The sequence below is a fragment of the Caldimonas hydrothermalis genome (assembly GCF_056746695.1).
Genome location: NZ_JBWQXA010000001.1, coordinates 358,763 through 376,604, shown reverse-complemented (window position 1 = coordinate 376,604; position 17,842 = coordinate 358,763). Strand labels below are relative to the sequence as shown.

Annotated in this window: 22 protein-coding genes; 9 read left to right on the top strand and 13 right to left on the bottom strand. The window is 68.5% G+C overall.

Annotation, left to right across the window (positions count from 1 at the left end):
- Positions 1-21 precede the first annotated feature (21 nt).
- The 4 genes from AC1ECW_RS01835 to purU are packed head-to-tail and all read right to left on the bottom strand — an operon-like array spanning position 22 to position 2,927.
- Positions 22-576 (bottom strand): DUF2946 family protein, encoded by a 555-nt coding sequence (locus AC1ECW_RS01835; RefSeq protein WP_409704870.1) that lies wholly within the window; start codon positions 574-576, stop codon positions 22-24.
- Between the two features lie 14 nt (positions 577-590).
- Positions 591-1,586, bottom strand: a complete 996-nt coding sequence (locus tag AC1ECW_RS01830) for a YheT family hydrolase (protein WP_409704872.1) — start codon at positions 1,584-1,586, stop codon at positions 591-593.
- Between the two features lie 3 nt (positions 1,587-1,589).
- Complete coding sequence (locus AC1ECW_RS01825; RefSeq protein WP_409704874.1) at positions 1,590-2,027, bottom strand: YybH family protein; 438 nt, start codon at positions 2,025-2,027, stop codon at positions 1,590-1,592.
- A 15-nt stretch (positions 2,028-2,042) separates the two neighbouring features.
- Positions 2,043-2,927 (bottom strand): formyltetrahydrofolate deformylase, encoded by an 885-nt coding sequence (gene purU / locus AC1ECW_RS01820; RefSeq protein WP_409704876.1) that lies wholly within the window; start codon positions 2,925-2,927, stop codon positions 2,043-2,045.
- Positions 2,928-2,998: 71 nt separating this feature from the next.
- On the opposite strand from purU, the gene AC1ECW_RS01815 reads away from it, so the two are divergent.
- From AC1ECW_RS01815 to AC1ECW_RS01805, 3 genes are all read left to right on the top strand, one after another.
- Entirely contained in the window at positions 2,999-3,625 is a 627-nt protein-coding gene (locus tag AC1ECW_RS01815) for a sigma-70 family RNA polymerase sigma factor (protein ID WP_409704877.1), read from the top strand.
- Complete coding sequence (locus AC1ECW_RS01810; RefSeq protein ID WP_481201052.1) at positions 3,622-4,299, top strand: anti-sigma factor; 678 nt, start codon at positions 3,622-3,624, stop codon at positions 4,297-4,299. The genes AC1ECW_RS01815 and AC1ECW_RS01810 overlap by 4 nt, the downstream gene beginning before the upstream one ends.
- Before the next feature lie 109 nt (positions 4,300-4,408).
- Positions 4,409-4,954, top strand: a complete 546-nt coding sequence (locus AC1ECW_RS01805; RefSeq protein ID WP_409704881.1) for a DUF3455 domain-containing protein — start codon at positions 4,409-4,411, stop codon at positions 4,952-4,954.
- 1 nt (position 4,955) lies between these two features.
- Here the strand turns inward: AC1ECW_RS01805 and AC1ECW_RS01800 are convergent, their stop codons facing one another.
- The gene (locus AC1ECW_RS01800; RefSeq protein WP_409704883.1) at positions 4,956-5,273 is read right to left on the bottom strand and encodes a hypothetical protein; all 318 of its coding nucleotides are present in this window, start codon (positions 5,271-5,273) and stop codon (positions 4,956-4,958) included.
- Between the two features lie 84 nt (positions 5,274-5,357).
- Between AC1ECW_RS01800 and AC1ECW_RS01795 the strand changes: the two genes are divergently transcribed.
- Positions 5,358-6,086: a P-loop NTPase family protein gene (locus AC1ECW_RS01795; protein WP_409704885.1), complete on the top strand. Its 729-nt coding sequence runs from the start codon at positions 5,358-5,360 to the stop codon at positions 6,084-6,086.
- 139 nt (positions 6,087-6,225) lie between these two features.
- Here the strand turns inward: AC1ECW_RS01795 and AC1ECW_RS01790 are convergent, their stop codons facing one another.
- The 8 genes from AC1ECW_RS01790 to AC1ECW_RS01755 all read right to left on the bottom strand — a co-directional run bounded on the left by AC1ECW_RS01790 (position 6,226) and on the right by AC1ECW_RS01755 (position 12,868).
- Positions 6,226-6,432, bottom strand: coding sequence for a zinc-finger domain-containing protein (locus AC1ECW_RS01790; RefSeq protein ID WP_409704887.1), 207 nt, complete (start codon positions 6,430-6,432; stop codon positions 6,226-6,228).
- Between the two features lie 11 nt (positions 6,433-6,443).
- Complete coding sequence (locus AC1ECW_RS01785) at positions 6,444-7,367, bottom strand: branched-chain amino acid transaminase (protein WP_481201051.1); 924 nt, start codon at positions 7,365-7,367, stop codon at positions 6,444-6,446.
- Between the two features lie 37 nt (positions 7,368-7,404).
- The gene (locus AC1ECW_RS01780) at positions 7,405-7,809 is read right to left on the bottom strand and encodes a hypothetical protein (protein WP_481201050.1); all 405 of its coding nucleotides are present in this window, start codon (positions 7,807-7,809) and stop codon (positions 7,405-7,407) included.
- A 54-nt stretch (positions 7,810-7,863) separates the two neighbouring features.
- Positions 7,864-9,384, bottom strand: a complete 1,521-nt coding sequence (locus AC1ECW_RS01775; protein ID WP_481201049.1) for a BCCT family transporter — start codon at positions 9,382-9,384, stop codon at positions 7,864-7,866.
- Positions 9,385-9,535: 151 nt separating this feature from the next.
- Positions 9,536-10,903 (bottom strand): DNA repair protein RadA, encoded by a 1,368-nt coding sequence (gene radA / locus AC1ECW_RS01770; protein WP_481201048.1) that lies wholly within the window; start codon positions 10,901-10,903, stop codon positions 9,536-9,538.
- 22 nt (positions 10,904-10,925) lie between these two features.
- A complete protein-coding gene (locus AC1ECW_RS01765) occupies positions 10,926-11,297 on the bottom strand; it encodes a hypothetical protein (RefSeq protein WP_481201047.1) in 372 nt (123 codons plus the stop codon).
- Positions 11,298-11,309: 12 nt separating this feature from the next.
- Positions 11,310-11,789 (bottom strand): acyl-CoA thioesterase, encoded by a 480-nt coding sequence (locus tag AC1ECW_RS01760; RefSeq protein WP_409704900.1) that lies wholly within the window; start codon positions 11,787-11,789, stop codon positions 11,310-11,312.
- Between the two features lie 17 nt (positions 11,790-11,806).
- Positions 11,807-12,868, bottom strand: a complete 1,062-nt coding sequence (locus AC1ECW_RS01755; protein ID WP_481201046.1) for a calcium/sodium antiporter — start codon at positions 12,866-12,868, stop codon at positions 11,807-11,809.
- Between the two features lie 131 nt (positions 12,869-12,999).
- Between AC1ECW_RS01755 and AC1ECW_RS01750 the strand changes: the two genes are divergently transcribed.
- The 5 genes from AC1ECW_RS01750 (at position 13,000) to AC1ECW_RS01730 (ending at position 17,542) form a co-directional block, all read left to right on the top strand.
- On the top strand, positions 13,000-15,003 hold the full coding sequence (locus AC1ECW_RS01750) for a helix-turn-helix domain-containing protein (protein ID WP_481201045.1): 2,004 nt from the start codon (positions 13,000-13,002) through the stop codon (positions 15,001-15,003).
- Positions 15,000-15,707 (top strand): AzlC family ABC transporter permease, encoded by a 708-nt coding sequence (locus AC1ECW_RS01745; RefSeq protein ID WP_481201044.1) that lies wholly within the window; start codon positions 15,000-15,002, stop codon positions 15,705-15,707. Before AC1ECW_RS01750 ends, AC1ECW_RS01745 begins: the two co-directional genes overlap by 4 nt.
- Positions 15,700-16,041: an AzlD domain-containing protein gene (locus AC1ECW_RS01740; protein ID WP_481201043.1), complete on the top strand. Its 342-nt coding sequence runs from the start codon at positions 15,700-15,702 to the stop codon at positions 16,039-16,041. The genes AC1ECW_RS01745 and AC1ECW_RS01740 overlap by 8 nt, the downstream gene beginning before the upstream one ends.
- Positions 16,042-16,171: 130 nt before the next feature.
- On the top strand, positions 16,172-16,522 hold the full coding sequence (locus AC1ECW_RS01735; protein WP_481201042.1) for a helix-turn-helix domain-containing protein: 351 nt from the start codon (positions 16,172-16,174) through the stop codon (positions 16,520-16,522).
- Between the two features lie 21 nt (positions 16,523-16,543).
- Positions 16,544-17,542, top strand: coding sequence for a hypothetical protein (locus tag AC1ECW_RS01730; protein ID WP_481201041.1), 999 nt, complete (start codon positions 16,544-16,546; stop codon positions 17,540-17,542).
- Positions 17,543-17,842 lie beyond the last annotated feature (300 nt).

Sequence of the window (17,842 nt, the reverse complement as noted above, 5' to 3'; positions counted from 1 at the left end):
GCCGGCCGCGGGCCGGCTTTTTTACGCCGGCAAGGAGGCGGCAGCGGCCTGGGGGCTGAGCACATAGCCGTAGCGGCCGGGCAGGTCGGCGGCACGCACGTCCCGTGGCTGCCACCACCCATCCTCGATCGCCTGGGCGGCATCGTGCATGTCCTGGCTGTGCACCAGCCCCGGGCCCAGGTCGGTGACGAGGTAGAGCCGGCCGGCCTCGTCGACAAGGCATTCGCGCACCTCGGCCACGTCGTGCCCCGTGTGGCTGCTCACCGCTGGAGGCTGGGCCGGCCCGCGGCTGCGCAAGCGCCACACCCAGGGTGTGGACTCGAGCTCCACATACACCCGCTGGGGTCCGTTTTGGAAGTACCACTGGCCCTGCTCGTCGGCCTCGTAGTTGCGGTGGATGAACTCGCGCAGCTTGTCGTGCGTGATGCGGCTGCCCTTGACCTGCGGGAAGGGGCCGGCAGCCTGGATGCACTCGTCGCGCATGTACCAGTGGCCGCGGGCGTCCAGCGCCAGCCAGCCGCGGCAGGCGGGCACGTTGGGCCACTTTTTCAGCGCGGCTTTGACGATCTCATCCATACCGCAATGATCGTTCAAAGCTGCTCGTGCAGCCAGCCCGTCACCGCCTGCGGCAGGGTCATCACATGGCCGGGCAGCCGGCCAGCCGGAAAGCCCACATGGCCGCCCTGCGGCGGCTGCCACAGTGTCACGCAGGCGCCCACCTCGTGCGGCTTGGGCAGGCTGTGGGCGGGCACGAAGGGGTCGTTGAGGGCATTGAGCACCAGGGCGGGGACGCGGATGCGGTGCAGGTGGGGCTTGGACGAGGCCCGCGCCCAGTAGTCTTCGGTGTTGCGAAAGCCGTGCAGCGGCGCGGTGAAGACGTTGTCGAACTCGTAGAGGTCGCGCGCGGCCAGCAGGCGCTCGCGGTCAAAAAGCCCGGGGTGCTGGGCGAGCTTGCGCAGGGCCTTGGGTTTCATCGTGCGCAGGAACATGCGCGTGTAGACGAGCCGGTTGAAGCCGCGGCCGATGGCCGCGCCCCCGGCGGCCAGGTCCAGCGGCGAGCTGATGGCGCACACCGCGCGCACGGTCTGCGCGGCCGTCTCGCCGGCCTCCTCGGCCCATCGCAGCAAGGCATTGCCGCCCAGCGAGATGCCCACGGCCAGCATCGGGCCGCGGTGGGCGGTGCGCAGGCGCTGCAGGATCCAGCCCACCTCCTCGAAGTCGCCTGAGTGATAGGCCCGCGGCGCCAGGTTGAGTTCGCCCGAGCAGCCGCGGAAGTGCGGCACCGCGTAGTGCCAGCGCCGTTGTCCGGCGCAGTGGGCGAAGGCCTCGGCATAGTGGCTGCGCGAGGAGCCTTCCAGGCCGTGGAAGAGCACGAGCAGCGGCGCGTCGGCGCACGGGGCCTGGGCCGCCCCGGTCAGGCGGTCGACGTCGATGAAGTCCCCGTCGGGGGTGGTCCAGCGTTCGCGCGCATACACGGGCCGCGGCCCGACGAAGCGGCGCGAGAACAGCGCGGGCCAGATCGTCTGGACGTTGCCGCCGACCGGGCCCGGGCCGGCCAGCCAGCGCGGGGCGCGGTAGCTCTCCATCGTTCAGTGCAGCGTGGTGGGCGCCTCGGAGACTTCGGCGGGTTCGCGCGGCGTGCCGGGGCTCGCATGGTGGCAGACCATGCGCCAGCCCTGGGCCGTCTTCACGTAGACGTTGGTGGCGATCACATGGGCCGAGCGCGGGCCGTCCTCGGTCATCACGCGCACCTGCTCGACCACGCTGTGCACCGCGCTGTCGTGCGTGTGCACGCGCCGCACGCGTTCGGGCTGGGCCTGGATGCTGCCATGGGCGAACATGGCCTCGAACTGGGCACGGATGGCGCCCAGCCCCACCAGCCGCGGCCCGCCGGGATGGATGCACACGACCTCGTCATCATCGGCCCACACGGCTATCAGCTTGTCGATGTCGCCTTGTTGCAAGGCCTCGTAGAACTGGGCCTCGGTGTCGTCGGGCGAAGCCAGGGGCGCGAGCGGGCGGGGCATGGAGGCTGTCCTGGCTTACTTGAAGACGATGGTCTTGTGGCCGTTGAGCAGCACGCGATGCTCCACATGCCAGCGCACCGCACGGGCCAGCACCACGCATTCGACGTCGCGGCCCACAGCGGTGAAATCCTCGGGGCTGAGCGTGTGGTCCACGCGTTCGACGTCCTGCTCGATGATGGGGCCTTCGTCGAGGTCGGCGGTGACGTAGTGGGCCGTTGCGCCAATCAGCTTCACACCGCGGTCGTGGGCCTGGTAGTAAGGCTTGGCCCCCTTGAAGCTGGGCAGGAAGCTGTGGTGGATGTTGATCGCGCGGCCCTTGAGGAATTCGCAGAACTCGGGGCTGAGGATCTGCATGTATCGCGCCAGCACGACCAGGTCGATGTCGTGCTCGGTGATGAGCTGCTCGATCTGGCGCTCTTGCGCTCGCTTGGTTTCATGCGAGGCGCCGGTGGGCAGCGGCAGGTGGTGGAAGGCAATGCCGTAGCTGGCGGCCAGCTCGGCGAAGTCGGGGTGATTGGACACGATGGCCGGCACCTCGATGGGCAGCAGGCCCGAGCGGTGGCGGAACAACAAGTCGTTGAGACAATGGCCATGCTTGCTCACCATGATGAGCACGCGCGACTTGCGCGACAGCGCATGGAAAGAGGCCTGCATGCCGAATTGTTGGCGCACATGGGCAAACAGCTTGTCCAGTGTGGCCACGTCGGCCAGGTGCTCGGGCGCCTCGAAGTGCACCCGCATGAAGAACAGGCCGGTGCCATCGGGGCTTTGCACGTCGCCGAACTGCTGGGAGTCGAGGATGTTGCAGCCGGCCTGATACAGCAGGCCCGAGACCGCATAGACCACGCCCTTGGTGTCCTTGCACGACAGGGTGAGGATGAATTCCTGGGTTGTGTTCATGTTGGCTTTCAGACCCCGCCGATTGTACGGAGGCTGTACGCCGGCGGCCTGCCGCGGCACAATGCGCCGCCATGACCGCCCTGTCGGATTCCCACTGGAGTGAGCGCAGCCAGGAGCTGGGTCGCCTGCTGGCCGAGACGGCGCTGGGCCGCCGGTCCGCCTTTGCGCAGCTGTACCGGCTCACCGCGTCGCATCTGCTGGGCGTGATCCTGCGTATCACCGGGGAACGCACCCAGGCCGAGGACGTGCTGCAGGAGGTCTACCTGGCCGTCTGGAAGGCGGCGGGCAGCTTCGATGCGACGCGCAGCCAGCCGCTGACGTGGCTGACCAGCATTGCCCGCCACCGTGCCATCGACAGCTTGCGGCGGGCCCAGGCCCGCCCCCGCTTCAGCGATGAGGGTGCCTTCGACGACGAGCAGGACCACCGCGACGTGTACGACGAGCATCCCGACCCCCAGCCCGGCCCGGCCGAGCTGCTGCAGCGCGCCATCGAGGCGCGGCTGCTGCAGCGCTGTCTCGGGGGGCTGTCGCCCGACCAGCAGCACAGCCTGGCACTGGCCTACTACCAGGGGCTGTCGCACAGCGAGGTGGCCGAGCACCTGGGTCAGCCGCTGGGCTCGGTGAAGTCCTGGATCCGTCGGGCGCTGCAGTCGCTCAAGACTTGCCTGGAGCGGCTCGCACCGGGAGGGCTCGCATGATCGCGCTGCGCCCCGAGGTGGCCGACCGGCTGGCGGCCGAGTACGTGCTGGGCACGCTGCGTGGCGGGGCACGCCGGCGCTTCGAGACGCTGATGGGAGCCCATCCGATGCTGCGCGCGGCGGTGGTGCGCTGGCAGGACCGGTTGCAGCCCTTGTCCGAGGTGGTGCCGCCGGTGACGCCGTCCGAGCGGGTCTGGCGCACCATCGAGGCCCGGCTGGACGGCACGGCCGCCGTGCCGGCGCGAGGCCGCCTGTGGGGGGCGCTGGCTTTCTGGCGCGGCTGGTCGGTGCTGGCCACCGCGGCGGCCGTGGTGATGGCGGTGCTGCTCATGCAGCCCACGCCGATGCCGCCGCCGGTGGTGGTGGTGCTGGCCGCCCCGCAAGGGGCCAACACCTTCGTGGCCAGCCTCAGCCCCGATGGCCACAGCCTGGTCGTGCGGCCCCTGGCGGCCGTGCAGGTCGAGGCTGGGCGTGCGTTGGAACTGTGGGCCGTGCCCGGCCAGGGGGCACCGCGCTCGCTGGGGCTGATTCGCTCGGACCAGCCCACGGTGGTGCGGCGCCGGCTGGAACTGCCGGCCACCGCGGCGCTGGCGGTCAGCCTGGAGCCGCCGGGCGGCTCGCCCACCGGTGCGCCCACCGGGCCCATCCTCTACACCGGCCGCGTTTCGCTTTGAGCCGCCGTCGTCGTGCATCCGCACGGCCTTCGATTGCGTACAGGACGACAGCCGGGGCATGGCCTTGTCATGCCCGGCCTTGTCCTTGTCTTACCGATCGGAGACTTCCATGCACAAGACCGTCCTGCTGTCCCTGGCCTCGCTCAGCCTGGCCGCCTGCGGATCGATGACCTCCGCGCCGATGGCGAGCGCGCAGGTCGACAACATGAGCCTGCCGCCGGAGATCCGCGTGCCCGCGGGCGCACGCCAGACGATGCACACCGTGGGCATCGGCGAGATCACCTATGAATGCCGGGCCAAGGCCGGTGCGGCCGGCCAGTTCGAATGGGTCTTCGTGACCCCAGTGGCCACGCTCTACGACATGCAACGCAAGGTGGTGGGCAAGTACTACGGCGGCCCGACCTGGGAGGCCAACGACGGCTCGAAGGTGACCGGCAAGCAGCTCGCGGTGGCGCCGGCCGGCGCGGGCAACATCCCGCTGCAGCTCGTCCAGGCGAACCCGGCCATGGGCATGGGCGTGATGCAGGGCACGGCTTACATCCAGCGGTTGAACACCCGCGGCGGCGTGGCGCCCGCGCAAGCCTGTACGGCGGCCCATCAAGGCGAGCGCCGCCAAGTGTCTTATCAGGCGGATTACGTGTTCTACGCCCGCTGAGTCAGCGCCCGAGCACCACGGCGTGGCTGTCGCAGCCGCGCCCGGCGGCGATCCAGCGCCGCAGCCACGGCGCAATCCAGGGCCACAGCGTCTGCAGGGGCCCCGGCAGGTGGCGCTGCGGGCGTGTCAGCGCCCCGCAGCGATACCGATGAGCGCTGGCGTCCCAATGCAGCGCCCGACAGCGGCCGCGGCGGCGCCGGCTGAGCACTTGCCCCAGCGGGCAGGGCTCGGCCGCACAACACACGCCGCAGCCATTGCAAGGCTGTCCGGGGTGGGGTTTGGCCGGTGCGTGGGCTTGTAGCAGGATGACGCGCGGCATGCTGGCATCATCGCGGGTGGGACGCTGGCGCGATCGGGTGAAAAAGCCCGAGCGACCGGCTCAAACTGCAAGGAGATCGACCGCATGACGCAGATCCCAACCCTGGAGGTTGCACCCAAGTCCGTCATCCACTTGGTCGGCGGCGAGAAAGGCGGCGTGGGCAAGTCCCTCGTCTCGCGCCTTCTGGCCCAGTATTTCATCGACCACAACCTGCCCTTCGTCGGCTTCGACACCGACCGCTCGCATGGTACCTTCATGCGCTTTTACGCCGGTTATGCCTCGCCGATGACGGTCGAGCGCTACGAGGCGCTGGACGCCATCATCGAATCGGCCATCGACCACCCCGGCCGGCGCGTGCTGGTCGATCTGGCCGCACAGACCCATGCGCCGCTGGTGAAGTGGATGGACGAATCCGGCGTGCTCGATCTGGCCGACGTCTCGGACCTGGCCATCTACTACTGGCATGTGATGGATGCCGGCAAGGACTCGGTGGACTTGCTCAAGAAGCTGCTCGACCGCTTCGGGCGTCGCTTGCAATACGTGCTGGTGCTCAATCAGTTGCGCGGTGACGACTTCAGCCAGCTCGAAAGCTCGGGCGAACTGGAGCGCGCGATCGCCCTGGGGGCCAGGCACATCACGATCCGGCGGCTGCACGATTCGGTGGCCCAGAAGATCGACGCGGCCAACATGAGCTTCTGGGCCGCGCGCAACACGAGCGGCGGCGACGGCAGCAGCCTGGGCCTGATGGAGCGCCAGCGCCTGAAGCTGTGGATGAACCACGCCTACGCCGAACTCGACCCGCTGAAGATCTGATCGGCCGGCGGCCGGGGCGCCGCCCAGGATGCGCGCGCGCGGAGCTCGTACAGCGGCGGCACCAGGCGCGACAGCGGGATCAGCGCCGCGCTGAGTCTCCCCGCCCGCCAGCCGAGGGGGGCGGGCCGAGGTGCCGGTCTCAGTGGCCGTGGACCTTCTCGCCGGCCTTGAGCCGGTAGACCGTGCCGCAATAGGGGCACTTGCCCTCGCCGGTGGTGGCCACGTCGATGTAGACCTTGGGGTGGGCACTCCACAGCGGCATCTTCGGGTTGGGGCAGAACACCACCCCATGGCCCTGCAGGTCCCGGGCCGACAGCTCGACGACGTCGACAGGTTTGCTGCTCATCGCCAATGTCCTCAGACCAGGGTCAGCCATTCGGCGTACTTGGGGTTGCGGCCGTTGACGATGTCGAAGAAGGCCGTCTGGATCTTCTCGGTGATGGGCCCGCGCGCGCCTGCGCCGATCTGGATGCGGTCGAGCTCGCGGATGGGCGTCACCTCGGCCGCGGTGCCGGTGAAGAAGGCTTCGTCGGCGATGTAGACCTCGTCACGGGTGATGCGCTTTTCCACGAGCTTCAGACCCAGGTCCTGGCAGATCGCGAAGATGGTGTTGCGCGTGATGCCGTTGAGCGCGCCGGCCGACAGGTCGGGGGTGTAAACCACGCCGTCCTTGATGATGAACAGGTTCTCGCCCGCGCCCTCGGAGACGAAGCCGGCCGCATCGAGCAGCAGGGCCTCGTCGTAGCCGTCGTCGGTGGCCTCCATGTTGGCCAGGATGGAGTTGGTGTAGTTGCTCACCGTCTTGGCCTGCGTCATCGTGATGTTGACGTGGTGACGGGTGTAGCTGCTGGTCTTGACGCGGATGCCACGCTTCAAGCCTTCCTCGCCCAGGTAGGCGCCCCAGGCCCAGGCGGCGATCATCAGGTGGATGGTGTTGCCCTTGGGGCTCACGCCCAGCTTTTCCGAGCCGATCCAGGTCAGGGGGCGGATGTAGCAGCTGTCGAGCCCGTTGGCGCGCACGACCTCTTTTTGGGCCTCCATCACCTGTTCGACGGTGTAGGGGATCTTCATGCGCAGAATCTTCGCGCTGTTGAACAGGCGCTCGGTGTGCTCGCGCAGGCGGAAGATGGCCGTGCCCTGGCCCGTGTGGTAGGCGCGCACGCCCTCGAAGGCGCCGCAGCCGTAGTGCAGCGTGTGGGTCAGCACATGGATCTTGGCGTCGCGCCAGTCCACCAACCGGCCATCCATCCAGATCTTGCCGTCGCGGTCTTCCATGCCCATGCAAGGCTCCTTGGGGAAACGGGGTAAAGCGGCGATTTTACGGGGCCGGGGGCGCGTCCTGCCCGGTGACTTCGGGGCGCCACAGCGTCCAGCGCACGAGCTTGCCCCCGCGGAACTCCAGCGTCACGTGCGAACCGCTCGGGTCGGTCCAGCGGTAGGCTTCCGGATCGTCGCCCACCTTCTCGCCCAGGCTGCGCGTCATCATCACGATTTTCAGCATGGGCAGGCCCTTGTGCAGCTTGGCGTGGAGCATCACAGCGCTGTCGATGTAGCCGATGGGCGCGCTGCCGGCCTGGCGCATCACGCGCACGGCTTTGTTGAACTGCAGCAGCAGCCAGAAGGTGATGGCCGAAAAGGCAAACAGCAGGCCTTGCCAGCCGTGTTGACGCCACGCCAGCAGGGTGAACAGGGCCGCCAGGCCCCAGCCGATCCAGGGATTCATGGCCGCGAGTCTATCGGTCGCGCCGGCCGGCCCGATGCGTAGTGCCCGCAGGCCTCACTTCTGACCGGCCAGCTCCCGCATGCGCTGGCGCAGCGCACGCTCGCGCCTTTGCTCCTCGCGCCAGTCGTGGCGCACGGCCAGCCACAGCGACACCGCCATGCCGGCGATCACCACGGCAAAGGGCAGGGCGAAGACGATGGTGGCCGTCTGCACGGCCTGCACGCCGCCGGTGAGCAGCAGGCTGATGGCGATGCCGGCCACCAGCACGCCCCAGATCAGCTTGACCCGGGCCGGCGGGTTGGGATTGCCCTGGGTGCTCATCATGCCCAGCACCAGGGTGGCTGAGTCGCCCGAGGTGACGAAAAAGACCAGCACCAGCAGCGTGGCGGCCAAGGACATCACCAGGCCCAGCGGCAGGGCATCGAACATCGCGAACAGGGCCGTAGAGACGTCGGCCTGGACCGCTTCGGCCACCGGCACGCCCTGGAAGATCTCCAGGTGCAGGGCCGTGCCGCCGAACACCGAGAACCAGACGAAGCCGGCCAGCGTGGGCGCCAGCACCGTGCCGACGACGAATTCGCGGATCGTGCGCCCGCGCGACACGCGCGCGATGAACAGGCCCACGAAGGGCGACCAGCTCACCCACCAGGCCCAGTAGAAGACCGTCCAGCCGCTCACCCAGTTGCTGTCGCGAAATGGCGTGGTGCGCAGGCTCATGCGCACGAACTCGCTGACATAGGCGCCCAGGGTGGTGGTGAAGGTGTCGATCAGCGCCACGGTCGGGCCCAGCACGAAGACCATCAGCGTGAGCGCGGCGGCCACCACAAGGTTGAAGGTGGACAGCCACTTGATGCCGCGCGTCACGCCGCTTAGCGCCGAGGCGAGGAAGATGGCCGTCACCACCCCGATGATGGCCACCTGGGCCCAGCGGCCCACCGGCAGCCCGAAGACGGTGTTCAGCCCGCTGTTGATCTGCAGCGCGCCAATGCCCAGCGAGGCGGCCACACCGAAGGCCGTGGCCACCACGGCCAGCACGTTGACCACTGGCGACAGGCGTTGCAGCGGTTTCCAGGGCAGGGCGTCGGTGGAGGCGCTCACGAGTGCGCTGGCGCCGCGGCGGAACTGGAAGAAGGCGATGCTCAGGCCCACCACCGCATACACCGCCCAGGGGTGCAGGCCCCAGTGGAAGAAGGCGTAGCGCATGGCCGCATTGGCGGCCTCGGGGGTTTCGGGCGCGATGCCCGGGGGCGGGGCGGTGTAGTGCGAGATGGGCTCGGCCACACCCCAGAACACCAGGCCGATGCCCATGCCGGCGGCAAACAGCATCGCAAACCACGCACCGATCGAGAATTCGGGCTCGTCGTCCTCGCCACCGAGTTTCAGGTCGCCGTAGCGGCTGAAGGCCAGCAGCATCGCCAGCACCACCAGCGCCAGCACCACCCACAAATAGAACCAGCCGAAGTTGTGGGTGATGCTGCCCAGGGCCTCGTTGAAGAAGGCGCCCAGCGAAGCCGGCGCCAGCAGCCCCCACAGCACGACGGCCAGGATCAACCCGGCCGAGACGATGAGTTGCATGTTGTGTCCTCTTCTTGTTGCCGCAAAAAGGGTGCGATCCTAGGCAGTTTGTTGCATTGCAACAAATGCACTTTCGCAAAGCCGCACCACCGTACTGCGACTTGCGCCCCAGGGCAAGCGGAAGGATCTTCGACAGGAAAAGGCTGCAGGCCTAAGTGAGCGTTCGCACCAAATCGATGGCCTGCTCGACCCGCTCGACCGGATGGAGGGTCAGCCCCTCGATCGGCTTCTTCGGGGCATTGGCCTTGGGCACAATCGCCACCGAAAAGCCGAGCTTGGCGGCTTCCTTGAGCCGCTCCTGCCCGCGCGGCGCCGGGCGCACCTCGCCGGCCAGGCCCACCTCGCCGAAGGTGAGGAAGCCGCGCGGCAGCGCCTTGCCGCGCAGCGAACTCTGGATGGCCAGCATCACGGCCAGGTCGGCCGCCGGCTCGGTGATGCGCACGCCGCCCACGGCGTTGACGAAGACGTCCTGGTCGAAGCAGGCGATGCCGGCGTGGCGGTGCATCACCGCCAGCAGCATGGCCAGGCGGTTGGGCTCCAGGCCCACCGACAGCCGCCGCGGGCTGGGAATGGGCGAGCTGTCCACCAGGGCCTGCACCTCCACCAGCATCGGCCGGGTGCCTTCGAGCGTGACGAGCACGCACGAGCCGGCCACCGGCGTGCTGTGGGTGGACAGGAAGATGGCGCTGGGGTTGGCCACCCCCTTGAGGCCGCGCTCGGTCATCGCAAACACGCCAATCTCGTTGACGGCGCCGAAGCGGTTCTTGATGGCGCGCACCAGGCGGAAGCTGGAATGCGTGTCGCCCTCGAAGTACAGCACGGTGTCCACCATGTGCTCGAGCACGCGCGGGCCGGCCAGCGCCCCTTCCTTGGTGACATGGCCCACCAGCACGACGGCCGTGCCGCTGGCCTTGGCCGTGCGGGTGAGGTGGGCGGCGCATTCGCGCACCTGCGCCACCGAGCCGGGCGCCGAGCTGAGCTGCTCGGAGTACAGCGTCTGGATGGAGTCGATCACCGCGATGGCGGGTTGCTCGGCCGCCAGCGTGGCCAGGATCTTCTCGAGCTGGGTCTCGGCCTGCACGCGCACCCTGGAGGCATCGAGCCCCAGGCGGCGGGCGCGCAGGGCCACCTGGGCGCCGCTTTCCTCGCCGGTCACATACAGCGTGGGCAGCGTCCGGGACAGGGCGTCGAGCGCCTGCAGCAGCAGGGTCGATTTGCCGATGCCTGGGTCGCCGCCGATCAGCACCACGCCGCCTTCGACGATGCCGCCGCCGAGCACGCGGTCGAGCTCCTCCAGGCCGGTGGGCGTGCGTTCCACGTCGCTGGCCTCGATCTCGGCCAGCGTGGTGACCGGCGTGGCCTGCGCCAAGGACTGGAAGCGGTTCTTCGAGCCCGAGGCGCTTTGCGCGACGGTCTCTTCCAGGGTGTTCCAGGCGCCGCAGTGGGGGCACTTGCCCAGCCACTTCGGGGCGCTGCCGCCGCACTCGCGGCAGGTGTAGATCGTCTTGTCCTTGGCCATGGGGGGCGATTGTGGCCCCGGTTCAGCGCAGGAAGAACAGCGCCAGCACTGCGCCGGCCAGCAGCGCGCTCACCCACATCAGCACGCGGGTGCGCAGGCGCAGGGTCTCGACGGCCGCCACCAGGCGTTCGTTGTGCTGGGCCAGGGCCTGGATCAGCTCGCTGCAGGCCACGGCCTCGCGGCCCATCTCGGCCACGCGCTGTTCAAGCTGGGCCAGGCGCGCCTCGGGCGAGCCCGGGTCGGCGGCGGGGCCCTCCATCGCCGCCTGGGGCGCCGATTCGTCTTGGCGCACTCGGCTCCACAACTGCTTGGCCCCGCGCACGATGGCCGGCGTGGCTTCGATCACATCCTTCCAGGGGATGATCTTGAAGGCGGCAATCCATGGAAAGGCCATCGCAAGCTCCGGTCAGGCGTTCTTGATGCCCAGGTGGCGCTGCTCCAGCTCCCGGCGCAACTGCTTGCGCAGCACGGCGGCCTCGAAACGGCGCTTCTCGTCCGGCGTGGTGGGGGTGAACGGCGGCACCGGCGTGGGCCGGCCCTCGTCGTCGACCGCCACCATCGTGAAGAAGCAACTGTTGGCGTGGCGCACGACCTGGGTGCGGATGTTTTCCGTCACCACCTTGATGCCGATTTCCATCGAGGAGTTCCCCGTGTGGTTCACCGAGGCGAGGAAGGTGACGAGCTCGCCCACGTGGATGGGCTGACGGAACATCACCTGGTCCACCGAGAGCGTGACCACGTAGCGCCCGGCGTAGCGGCTGGCGCAGGCATAGGCCACCTGGTCGAGCAGCTTGAGGATGGTGCCGCCGTGCACATTGCCGGAGAAATTGGCCATGTCCGGCGTCATCAGCACGGTCATCGAGAGTTGGTGGCTGGGCAGGTCCATGTGGCGGGTGAGGGTGGTCAGTGGGGTTTGCGCTGCACCACCATCACCGCCAGGGTGACGATGGTCAGCGGGAGCACGAAGCTCATCATGACGGTGGAATAGGCGGCCAGGGCGGCATGGTGCTGGGCCGCCAGGATGAGATAGGCCGTGTAGGCCCCATAGTAGGCCAGCAGCACGCCGCCTTCCCAGCGGGCGATCTCGCGGCCGGTCATGAAGATGGGCAGGCAGGCCAGCAAGGCCGCCATCATCACCCACAGATCGAAGTTCAGCACCGCCTCGGGGATGGGCAGGCCGCTGGGCGCCACCACCCCGGCCAAGCCCAGGCAGCCCAGGATGTTGAAGAGGTTGCTGCCCACCACGTTGCCCACGGCGATGTCGCGCTGACTGCGCAGCGAGGCGGCGACCGAGGCCGCCACCTCGGGCAGCGAGGTGCCGGCGGCCACGATGGTCAGACCAATGATCACGTCGCTCACGCCCAGCGCCGTGGCGAAGGCAGTGGCCGCCTGCACGAGCCAGCGCGAACCGAGCACCAGCAGCGCCAGCCCCGCCAGCACCAGCAGCATCTGCACGCTCCAGTGCCGGTCCCACGGGCTGTCGGGCGCCTCGGCGGCAAACTCGCCCTGGTCCTGCGCCGGCGCCCGCCGGGCCTGCACGATCAGGAAGGCGGTGTAGCCCACCATCAGCGCCACCAGCAGGGCCGCTTCCAGGCGCGAGATGCCGCCATCCAGCGCCATCACCACCAGCACCAGCCCGGCGGCCAGCATCATCGGAACCTCCTGGCGGATGACCTGCACATGCACGGCCAGCGGCGTGATCAGTGCGGCCAGGCCGAGGATGAAGAGCACGTTGAAGACGTTGCTGCCCACCACGTTGCCCACGGCCAGGTCGGTGGTGCCACTGGCGGCCGCCCCCACCGACACCGCCATCTCGGGCGCACTGGTGCCGAAAGCCACGACGGTGAGGCCCACCACCAGCGGCGAGATGCCCCAGGACAGCGACAGGCGCGAGGCGCCGCGCACCAGGGCTTCGGCGCCGGCCACCAGGGCGGCCAGGCCAACGATGAACAGGACGATGGACATGGCGTGAACCTCCTTCCCTGAATGCAATGCGGCGCCATCGTGCCATGAAAGCCGGCTGCGGATGCCGTCCGACAGAACGAACCCGGTGTTCGTTATAATGAACTCACGCCAGCATCTCTCAGGGAGGCCTCGTGAGCACCGTCTCAGCCATTGGCAGGAATCTGCTGCGGTTCCGGGAGCAGCGCGGGCTCACACTGGCGGGCCTGTCCGAGCGCAGCGGGGTGGCCAAATCCACCCTCTCGCAGCTCGAAAACGGCGAAGGCAATCCCACGATCGAAACCTTGTGGGCGGTGGCCAATGCCCTGGGCGTGCCCTTTGGCCATCTGGTCAACGAGGAGCTGAGCGACGGCGGCGAGCTGTCGGGCCAGGGGGTGATCGTTCGATTGATCGAAAAATCAACCGACGATCCGGAGATCGAGGTCTATCTGATCGAACTCCTGCCGGGCTGTCGCAAGGACTCCGCCCCGCACCCGGAAGGGGTGAAGGAGCGCATCACCGTGCTATCAGGCGCGATGCTGGTGGGGCCGGCCGATCGGCCGCGCATGGTGCGGGCGGGCGACACCCACGCCTTCGACGCCGATGTGCCGCATGTGTACGCGGCCACCGAGCAAGGCGGGCGGGCCATGGTGGTGATCGAGTATCCGCGCAAGACCTATTCGGCAAGCGCCTCCACGCTCTACCTGGAGTGGCCGCAGGCGCCGGGTGCCTGGGAGGGGGTGCGCAGTGTGATGGAGCGCGCCTTGCTGGAGGTGTCCAATGGCCTGGGCGCGCGCATCCTGCGCCTGCGCGGCGAGCCGCTCCATGGGCGGGATGGCCTGCTCACGCTGCGCCAGATGCTGCAGGAGGCCACCGCCGGCCCCTGGCGCTGGCCGGTGTTGGCGCTGGTGGACGACGACGCCCAGGGGCCCTATGTCGGCGTGGTGCCCATGCCTTTGCCCGGGGCCTTCACGCGGCCCGACCAGGCGCCGGCCGCCTGGGCCGAAGGCGCCTTGGCCGCGGCAGCCACCCGGCTGGCCCGGCTGGCCGAATCGCCCTTCATCGAGCTGACTGCACCTGAGACGGCGGCCATCGAAGCCCATCTGGAGGGCCACAGTTGGGTGCTCAACGGCCTGGCGGCCGAGGTGCTGCTGCAGCGTGGCCGTCTGTGCATGCCGCGGCAGCTGCATCACGTGCGCCCTGCCCCGGGCGCGACGCGGCGCGGTGGCCGGGAGGGGCCGTTTTCCAGCCGCATCGACGTGGAGCACTACGACGGTTTCGAACTGCTTCACCCGGCCTATGCCCGCCAGGTGGTGGCCGCCGCCCAGGACATTGCCAGCTTCGCCGGACCGCAGCCTGCCTTGCAGGCCATCGATGTGGGCACCGGGCCGGGCCTGCCGCTGCTGATGCTGCATGAACTGCACCCGGGCTGCCGCTTCCTGGCCGTCGAGCCGGACGAGGCGGCATTCGCGTGCCTGCAGCGCAACGCCCAGGGGGTCGAAGGCCTCGAGCTGCACCATGGCGGCTTCCTCGAGCTGGATCTCCCGGGGGGCCAGACGCCGCTCATCACCTCTTTCGGGGCCTCGCATCACTTCAACACGGCCTTCATGCTGCAAAAGGCCTTGCAGTTGCTAAAGCCTGGCGGGCTGCTGGTGGTGGCCGACGAATTCCTGCCGGAGTTCGGCAGCGTCGATGAACGCAACCTCGCCCTGGTGCGCCACCACAGCGCCTACCTGCTGGCCAGCATGGCCTGGGTGGGCGAGCCGCAGGCCTGCGAAGGGGGGGTGGACCTCCAGCTTTACCGCGATTTCCGCCGCTCCATCACCATGGCCATGGTGGCGGCCACCGAGGGCAAGGCCACCCAGGCCGTGAGCCTGTGCCGCCACCTGTATGCGCGTTTGTGCGAGTCCGGTGTGCGCGAGCGCCCGGTGCACGAGATCGGGGCCTTCGTGCGCTTTTACTGGCTGGAGCTGCAAGCCATGGTGGCCGGCTTCGACTACGAAGTCGAGCGCAAGACCTTCCCCCGCCGCTTTGCCGGCCTGGCGGCGCTGGCCGGGCTCGAGCTGCGCCGCCACCGCCGGGTGTTTGCCACCGCCGGCAGCGACGACTGGGGGGGTGGCACCCACGTCTTTACTTTCAGCAAACCGGGCGGCGCATGACCTCCCTCGTGTGGCGCGGCCTGGGCGACAGCCTGGCCATCGCGGCGGGCTATGTGCCCGTGGCCTTTTCCTTTGGGCTGGCGGCCGTGCAGATGGGCCTGGGAGCCGCATGGGCCGTGGCCATCTCGGCCATCGTCTTCGCCGGGGCCAGCCAGTTCGTGCTGGTGTCCCTGCTGGCCGCGGGGGGTGGGCCGCTGGCGGTGGTGCCCACGATCTGGCTGCTCAATGCCCGCCACCTGCTCTACGGCCGGGTGGTGGCCGAGCAGCTGGCGCAGGCGCGCCCTGCCCGCGTGCGTCCGACCCTGGCCTTCGGCCTGACCGACGAAGTCTTCGCCTGCGCGGCCGCACGTTTGCCCACCCTGGCCCCGCAGCAGCGTGCGGGCTGGCTGGCCGGCCTGCAGGCCGGGGCCTATGGTGCCTGGATCGCCGGCACCTGGCTGGGGGCCGAGACCGGCGCCCAGCTGGTCGACCGGGTGCCCCTGCTGCATGAGGCCTTGCAGTTCGTGCTGCCGGCACTCTTCCTGTCGCTGCTGCTGCAGATGGGGGTGCGCGGGCGGGGCAGGGCGCTGTGGGGGGCGGCCGGCGTCACGCTGCTGGGCCTCGTCCTGGGCCCGGCGCATGTCGCCATCCCGGCCGGCATGCTGGGCGGTGCGGCCTTCCAGCTGTTGCAGGCGCGCGAGACCGAGGACGGCAACGATGGGTGAAGCCGGCTGGATGCTCCTGCTGACCGTGCTGGCCTGCGGGCTGGGCACTTTCGTGCTGCGCGCGCTGCCCTTCTGGTGGGGGTTGCGCCAGAGCGCCGAGCGCTCCCACTTCATCCGCCGCTGGTCCTTGGCCATCGGCCCGGCCGCCATCGCGGCCTTGCTGGTGGCCTCGCTCTTTCCGCTGCTATGGCCCGCGGCCGGCCCCACCCGCGCCCTGCCCACCGCCGTGGCCCTGGGCGCCGTGATCCTCCTGCAGCGCCTGCTCGGCGGGCTGGCAGCGCCCACGCTGCTGGGGACGGCGGTGTATGCGGTGATGTTGTGGGTGGGGGCGTGAAGCCTTGTTTCAACGGCTTGCAGGACGCATGACCCTGGTTCCTGCCGTGGCGCAGCCGGCGGATGAGCCGGGCCATCGTTACGCCATCGAACTTGCATTGATGATGAATGTGTAGTACACACTACACATCATGCCATTTGGTGAACACATTCGACAGGCCAGAGAGGCCCTTCACGCGGGCGACCGATCGTTTTCGCTCCGCCAGGTGGCCGCTCGCGTCGGGATCGAGCCGGCCTACCTGTCCAAGATCGAGCGGGGCGTTTTCCCGCCGCCGTCCGAAGACGTCATCGTGAAGTTGGCGGAGGTCCTCGGCGAGGACAAGGATGTCTTGCTCGCCCTGGCTGGCAAGCTCTCCAGCGACTTGCAGCACATCATCATGCAGCGCCCCAGGCTCTTTGCGGAACTGTTGCGGCAGCTGAAAGAAGTCCCCGATCACGCCATCCTTCGTGTGGTTCGGGAAGTCAGGGACGGGGCTTGGTAGCCCCGCAAAGGAGCACGGACCATGATCGAGCTGAGCAACAACGAACTGATCTTTCGGTTTCCCGAGGTGCACAAGGACGCGGTGTGCCAGGTCAACTTTCAGCGCACGCTGCGCATCCCTGACGACAACCGGGAGTACCCCCTGCCGCCGGGCTTGGGGCGCTTTCCGATGGAGCACGTCGAGGACCATGCCGCGCGATTGCCTCCTGCATGGGTCGAGCATGGCGGCGTGCTGCTGCCCATGTACCAGGCCGAAGCCCTGTGGATCAACTTGTCCAGTGCAACGCGCTATCCCTTTGCCATCAAGATCGCCGCCGGCAAGGTCAACGCAGTGACCGGCGACGCATGGAGCAACGTTCTGGGTCAAGATCCACAGGATTACCTCGTGGTGCCCGATCAGCCCTGGCTCGACGGCTTTTGCGTGCAAAAGGGGTTGATCCGCCAGTTCGTCGCCATGCCGCTGGGGCAAGGCTACACCGCGGAGGAGCAGCTATGCGGCGTCGCAGAGCATGGCGGCCTCCAGATCATCGCGTACCCGATGAAGCGCGAACGCTACGAAGAGATGCTCAAGCGCAGCACGCGCGTTCATGAGGCCGGCGTCTACTTCAGCGTTGCCGAAGCGTGCGAGCCGCTGTCGATGGGCTTGGCACCCGGCGGGCTCATGCGGCAGACGATCTACGAAGATGCGTACGGGTACGACGCCTGGGACCTGTCCATCTCCAGCCGATGCTTCGTTCACATCCTCAACAGTGCGCAATGGATACACGCCACCGGCCGGCCTGCGCCCGGACAGCCTCCGTCGGCAGCCGACTATACGAACGCCGGTCTGCCGTGGTTCGAGTACTACGACGACCGGCTCGCGGCGCTTGGCGGCGCAAAGAAGCTGGCGGGGATGGACAGCGTCGCCGCCAAGGGCGTGAAGCTCGGCGAGCAACCCCTGATGAAGAACGATCCGGCCAAGCCTCAGAACGTCGTGGCGATCGGATCAGGGGGCGCGAGGGTCAGCCAAGGGAAGTGGTGAGTCGCTCTCGCAGGTCTCACGCGGTAAGCGGCAGCATGGGACAAGAAAACCCCAACCGCGAACGATTGGGGTTTCGTGATTGGTGGGGCGGGCACGGAACCGAGCCCGCGTCTGCTTTCCGACCCCGGATAGCAATGCCTGGGCCTTGAGGGCATGGATTCGATGATTTGGCCGCACTGGCTCTCGTCAGAGTATCTGCCCCGGCCCCCTGCATAAATTCCCAGAAACCTCTTTACAGCACTTGATGGACTGATCTTAAACGCCTAGGATTCGCTCACAAAGCATATTTGAATACAGAAA

Coding starts and splice junctions, on each gene's coding strand:
- AC1ECW_RS01795 (WP_409704885.1), top strand. CDS start 5,358: ATGACGCAGATCCCAACCCTGGAGGTTGCACCCAAGTCCGTCATCCAC.
- AC1ECW_RS01790 (WP_409704887.1), bottom strand. CDS start 6,432: ATGAGCAGCAAACCTGTCGACGTCGTCGAGCTGTCGGCCCGGGACCTG.
- purU (WP_409704876.1), bottom strand. CDS start 2,927: ATGAACACAACCCAGGAATTCATCCTCACCCTGTCGTGCAAGGACACC.
- radA (WP_481201048.1), bottom strand. CDS start 10,903: ATGGCCAAGGACAAGACGATCTACACCTGCCGCGAGTGCGGCGGCAGC.
- AC1ECW_RS01745 (WP_481201044.1), top strand. CDS start 15,000: ATGACCTCCCTCGTGTGGCGCGGCCTGGGCGACAGCCTGGCCATCGCG.
- AC1ECW_RS01805 (WP_409704881.1), top strand. CDS start 4,409: ATGCACAAGACCGTCCTGCTGTCCCTGGCCTCGCTCAGCCTGGCCGCC.
- AC1ECW_RS01785 (WP_481201051.1), bottom strand. CDS start 7,367: ATGGGCATGGAAGACCGCGACGGCAAGATCTGGATGGATGGCCGGTTG.
- AC1ECW_RS01825 (WP_409704874.1), bottom strand. CDS start 2,027: ATGCCCCGCCCGCTCGCGCCCCTGGCTTCGCCCGACGACACCGAGGCC.
- AC1ECW_RS01735 (WP_481201042.1), top strand. CDS start 16,172: ATGCCATTTGGTGAACACATTCGACAGGCCAGAGAGGCCCTTCACGCG.
- AC1ECW_RS01815 (WP_409704877.1), top strand. CDS start 2,999: ATGACCGCCCTGTCGGATTCCCACTGGAGTGAGCGCAGCCAGGAGCTG.
- AC1ECW_RS01740 (WP_481201043.1), top strand. CDS start 15,700: ATGGGTGAAGCCGGCTGGATGCTCCTGCTGACCGTGCTGGCCTGCGGG.
- AC1ECW_RS01755 (WP_481201046.1), bottom strand. CDS start 12,868: ATGTCCATCGTCCTGTTCATCGTTGGCCTGGCCGCCCTGGTGGCCGGC.
- AC1ECW_RS01830 (WP_409704872.1), bottom strand. CDS start 1,586: ATGGAGAGCTACCGCGCCCCGCGCTGGCTGGCCGGCCCGGGCCCGGTC.
- AC1ECW_RS01730 (WP_481201041.1), top strand. CDS start 16,544: ATGATCGAGCTGAGCAACAACGAACTGATCTTTCGGTTTCCCGAGGTG.
- AC1ECW_RS01760 (WP_409704900.1), bottom strand. CDS start 11,789: ATGGACCTGCCCAGCCACCAACTCTCGATGACCGTGCTGATGACGCCG.
- AC1ECW_RS01800 (WP_409704883.1), bottom strand. CDS start 5,273: ATGCCGCGCGTCATCCTGCTACAAGCCCACGCACCGGCCAAACCCCAC.
- AC1ECW_RS01810 (WP_481201052.1), top strand. CDS start 3,622: ATGATCGCGCTGCGCCCCGAGGTGGCCGACCGGCTGGCGGCCGAGTAC.
- AC1ECW_RS01765 (WP_481201047.1), bottom strand. CDS start 11,297: ATGGCCTTTCCATGGATTGCCGCCTTCAAGATCATCCCCTGGAAGGAT.
- AC1ECW_RS01775 (WP_481201049.1), bottom strand. CDS start 9,384: ATGCAACTCATCGTCTCGGCCGGGTTGATCCTGGCCGTCGTGCTGTGG.
- AC1ECW_RS01835 (WP_409704870.1), bottom strand. CDS start 576: ATGGATGAGATCGTCAAAGCCGCGCTGAAAAAGTGGCCCAACGTGCCC.
- AC1ECW_RS01780 (WP_481201050.1), bottom strand. CDS start 7,809: ATGAATCCCTGGATCGGCTGGGGCCTGGCGGCCCTGTTCACCCTGCTG.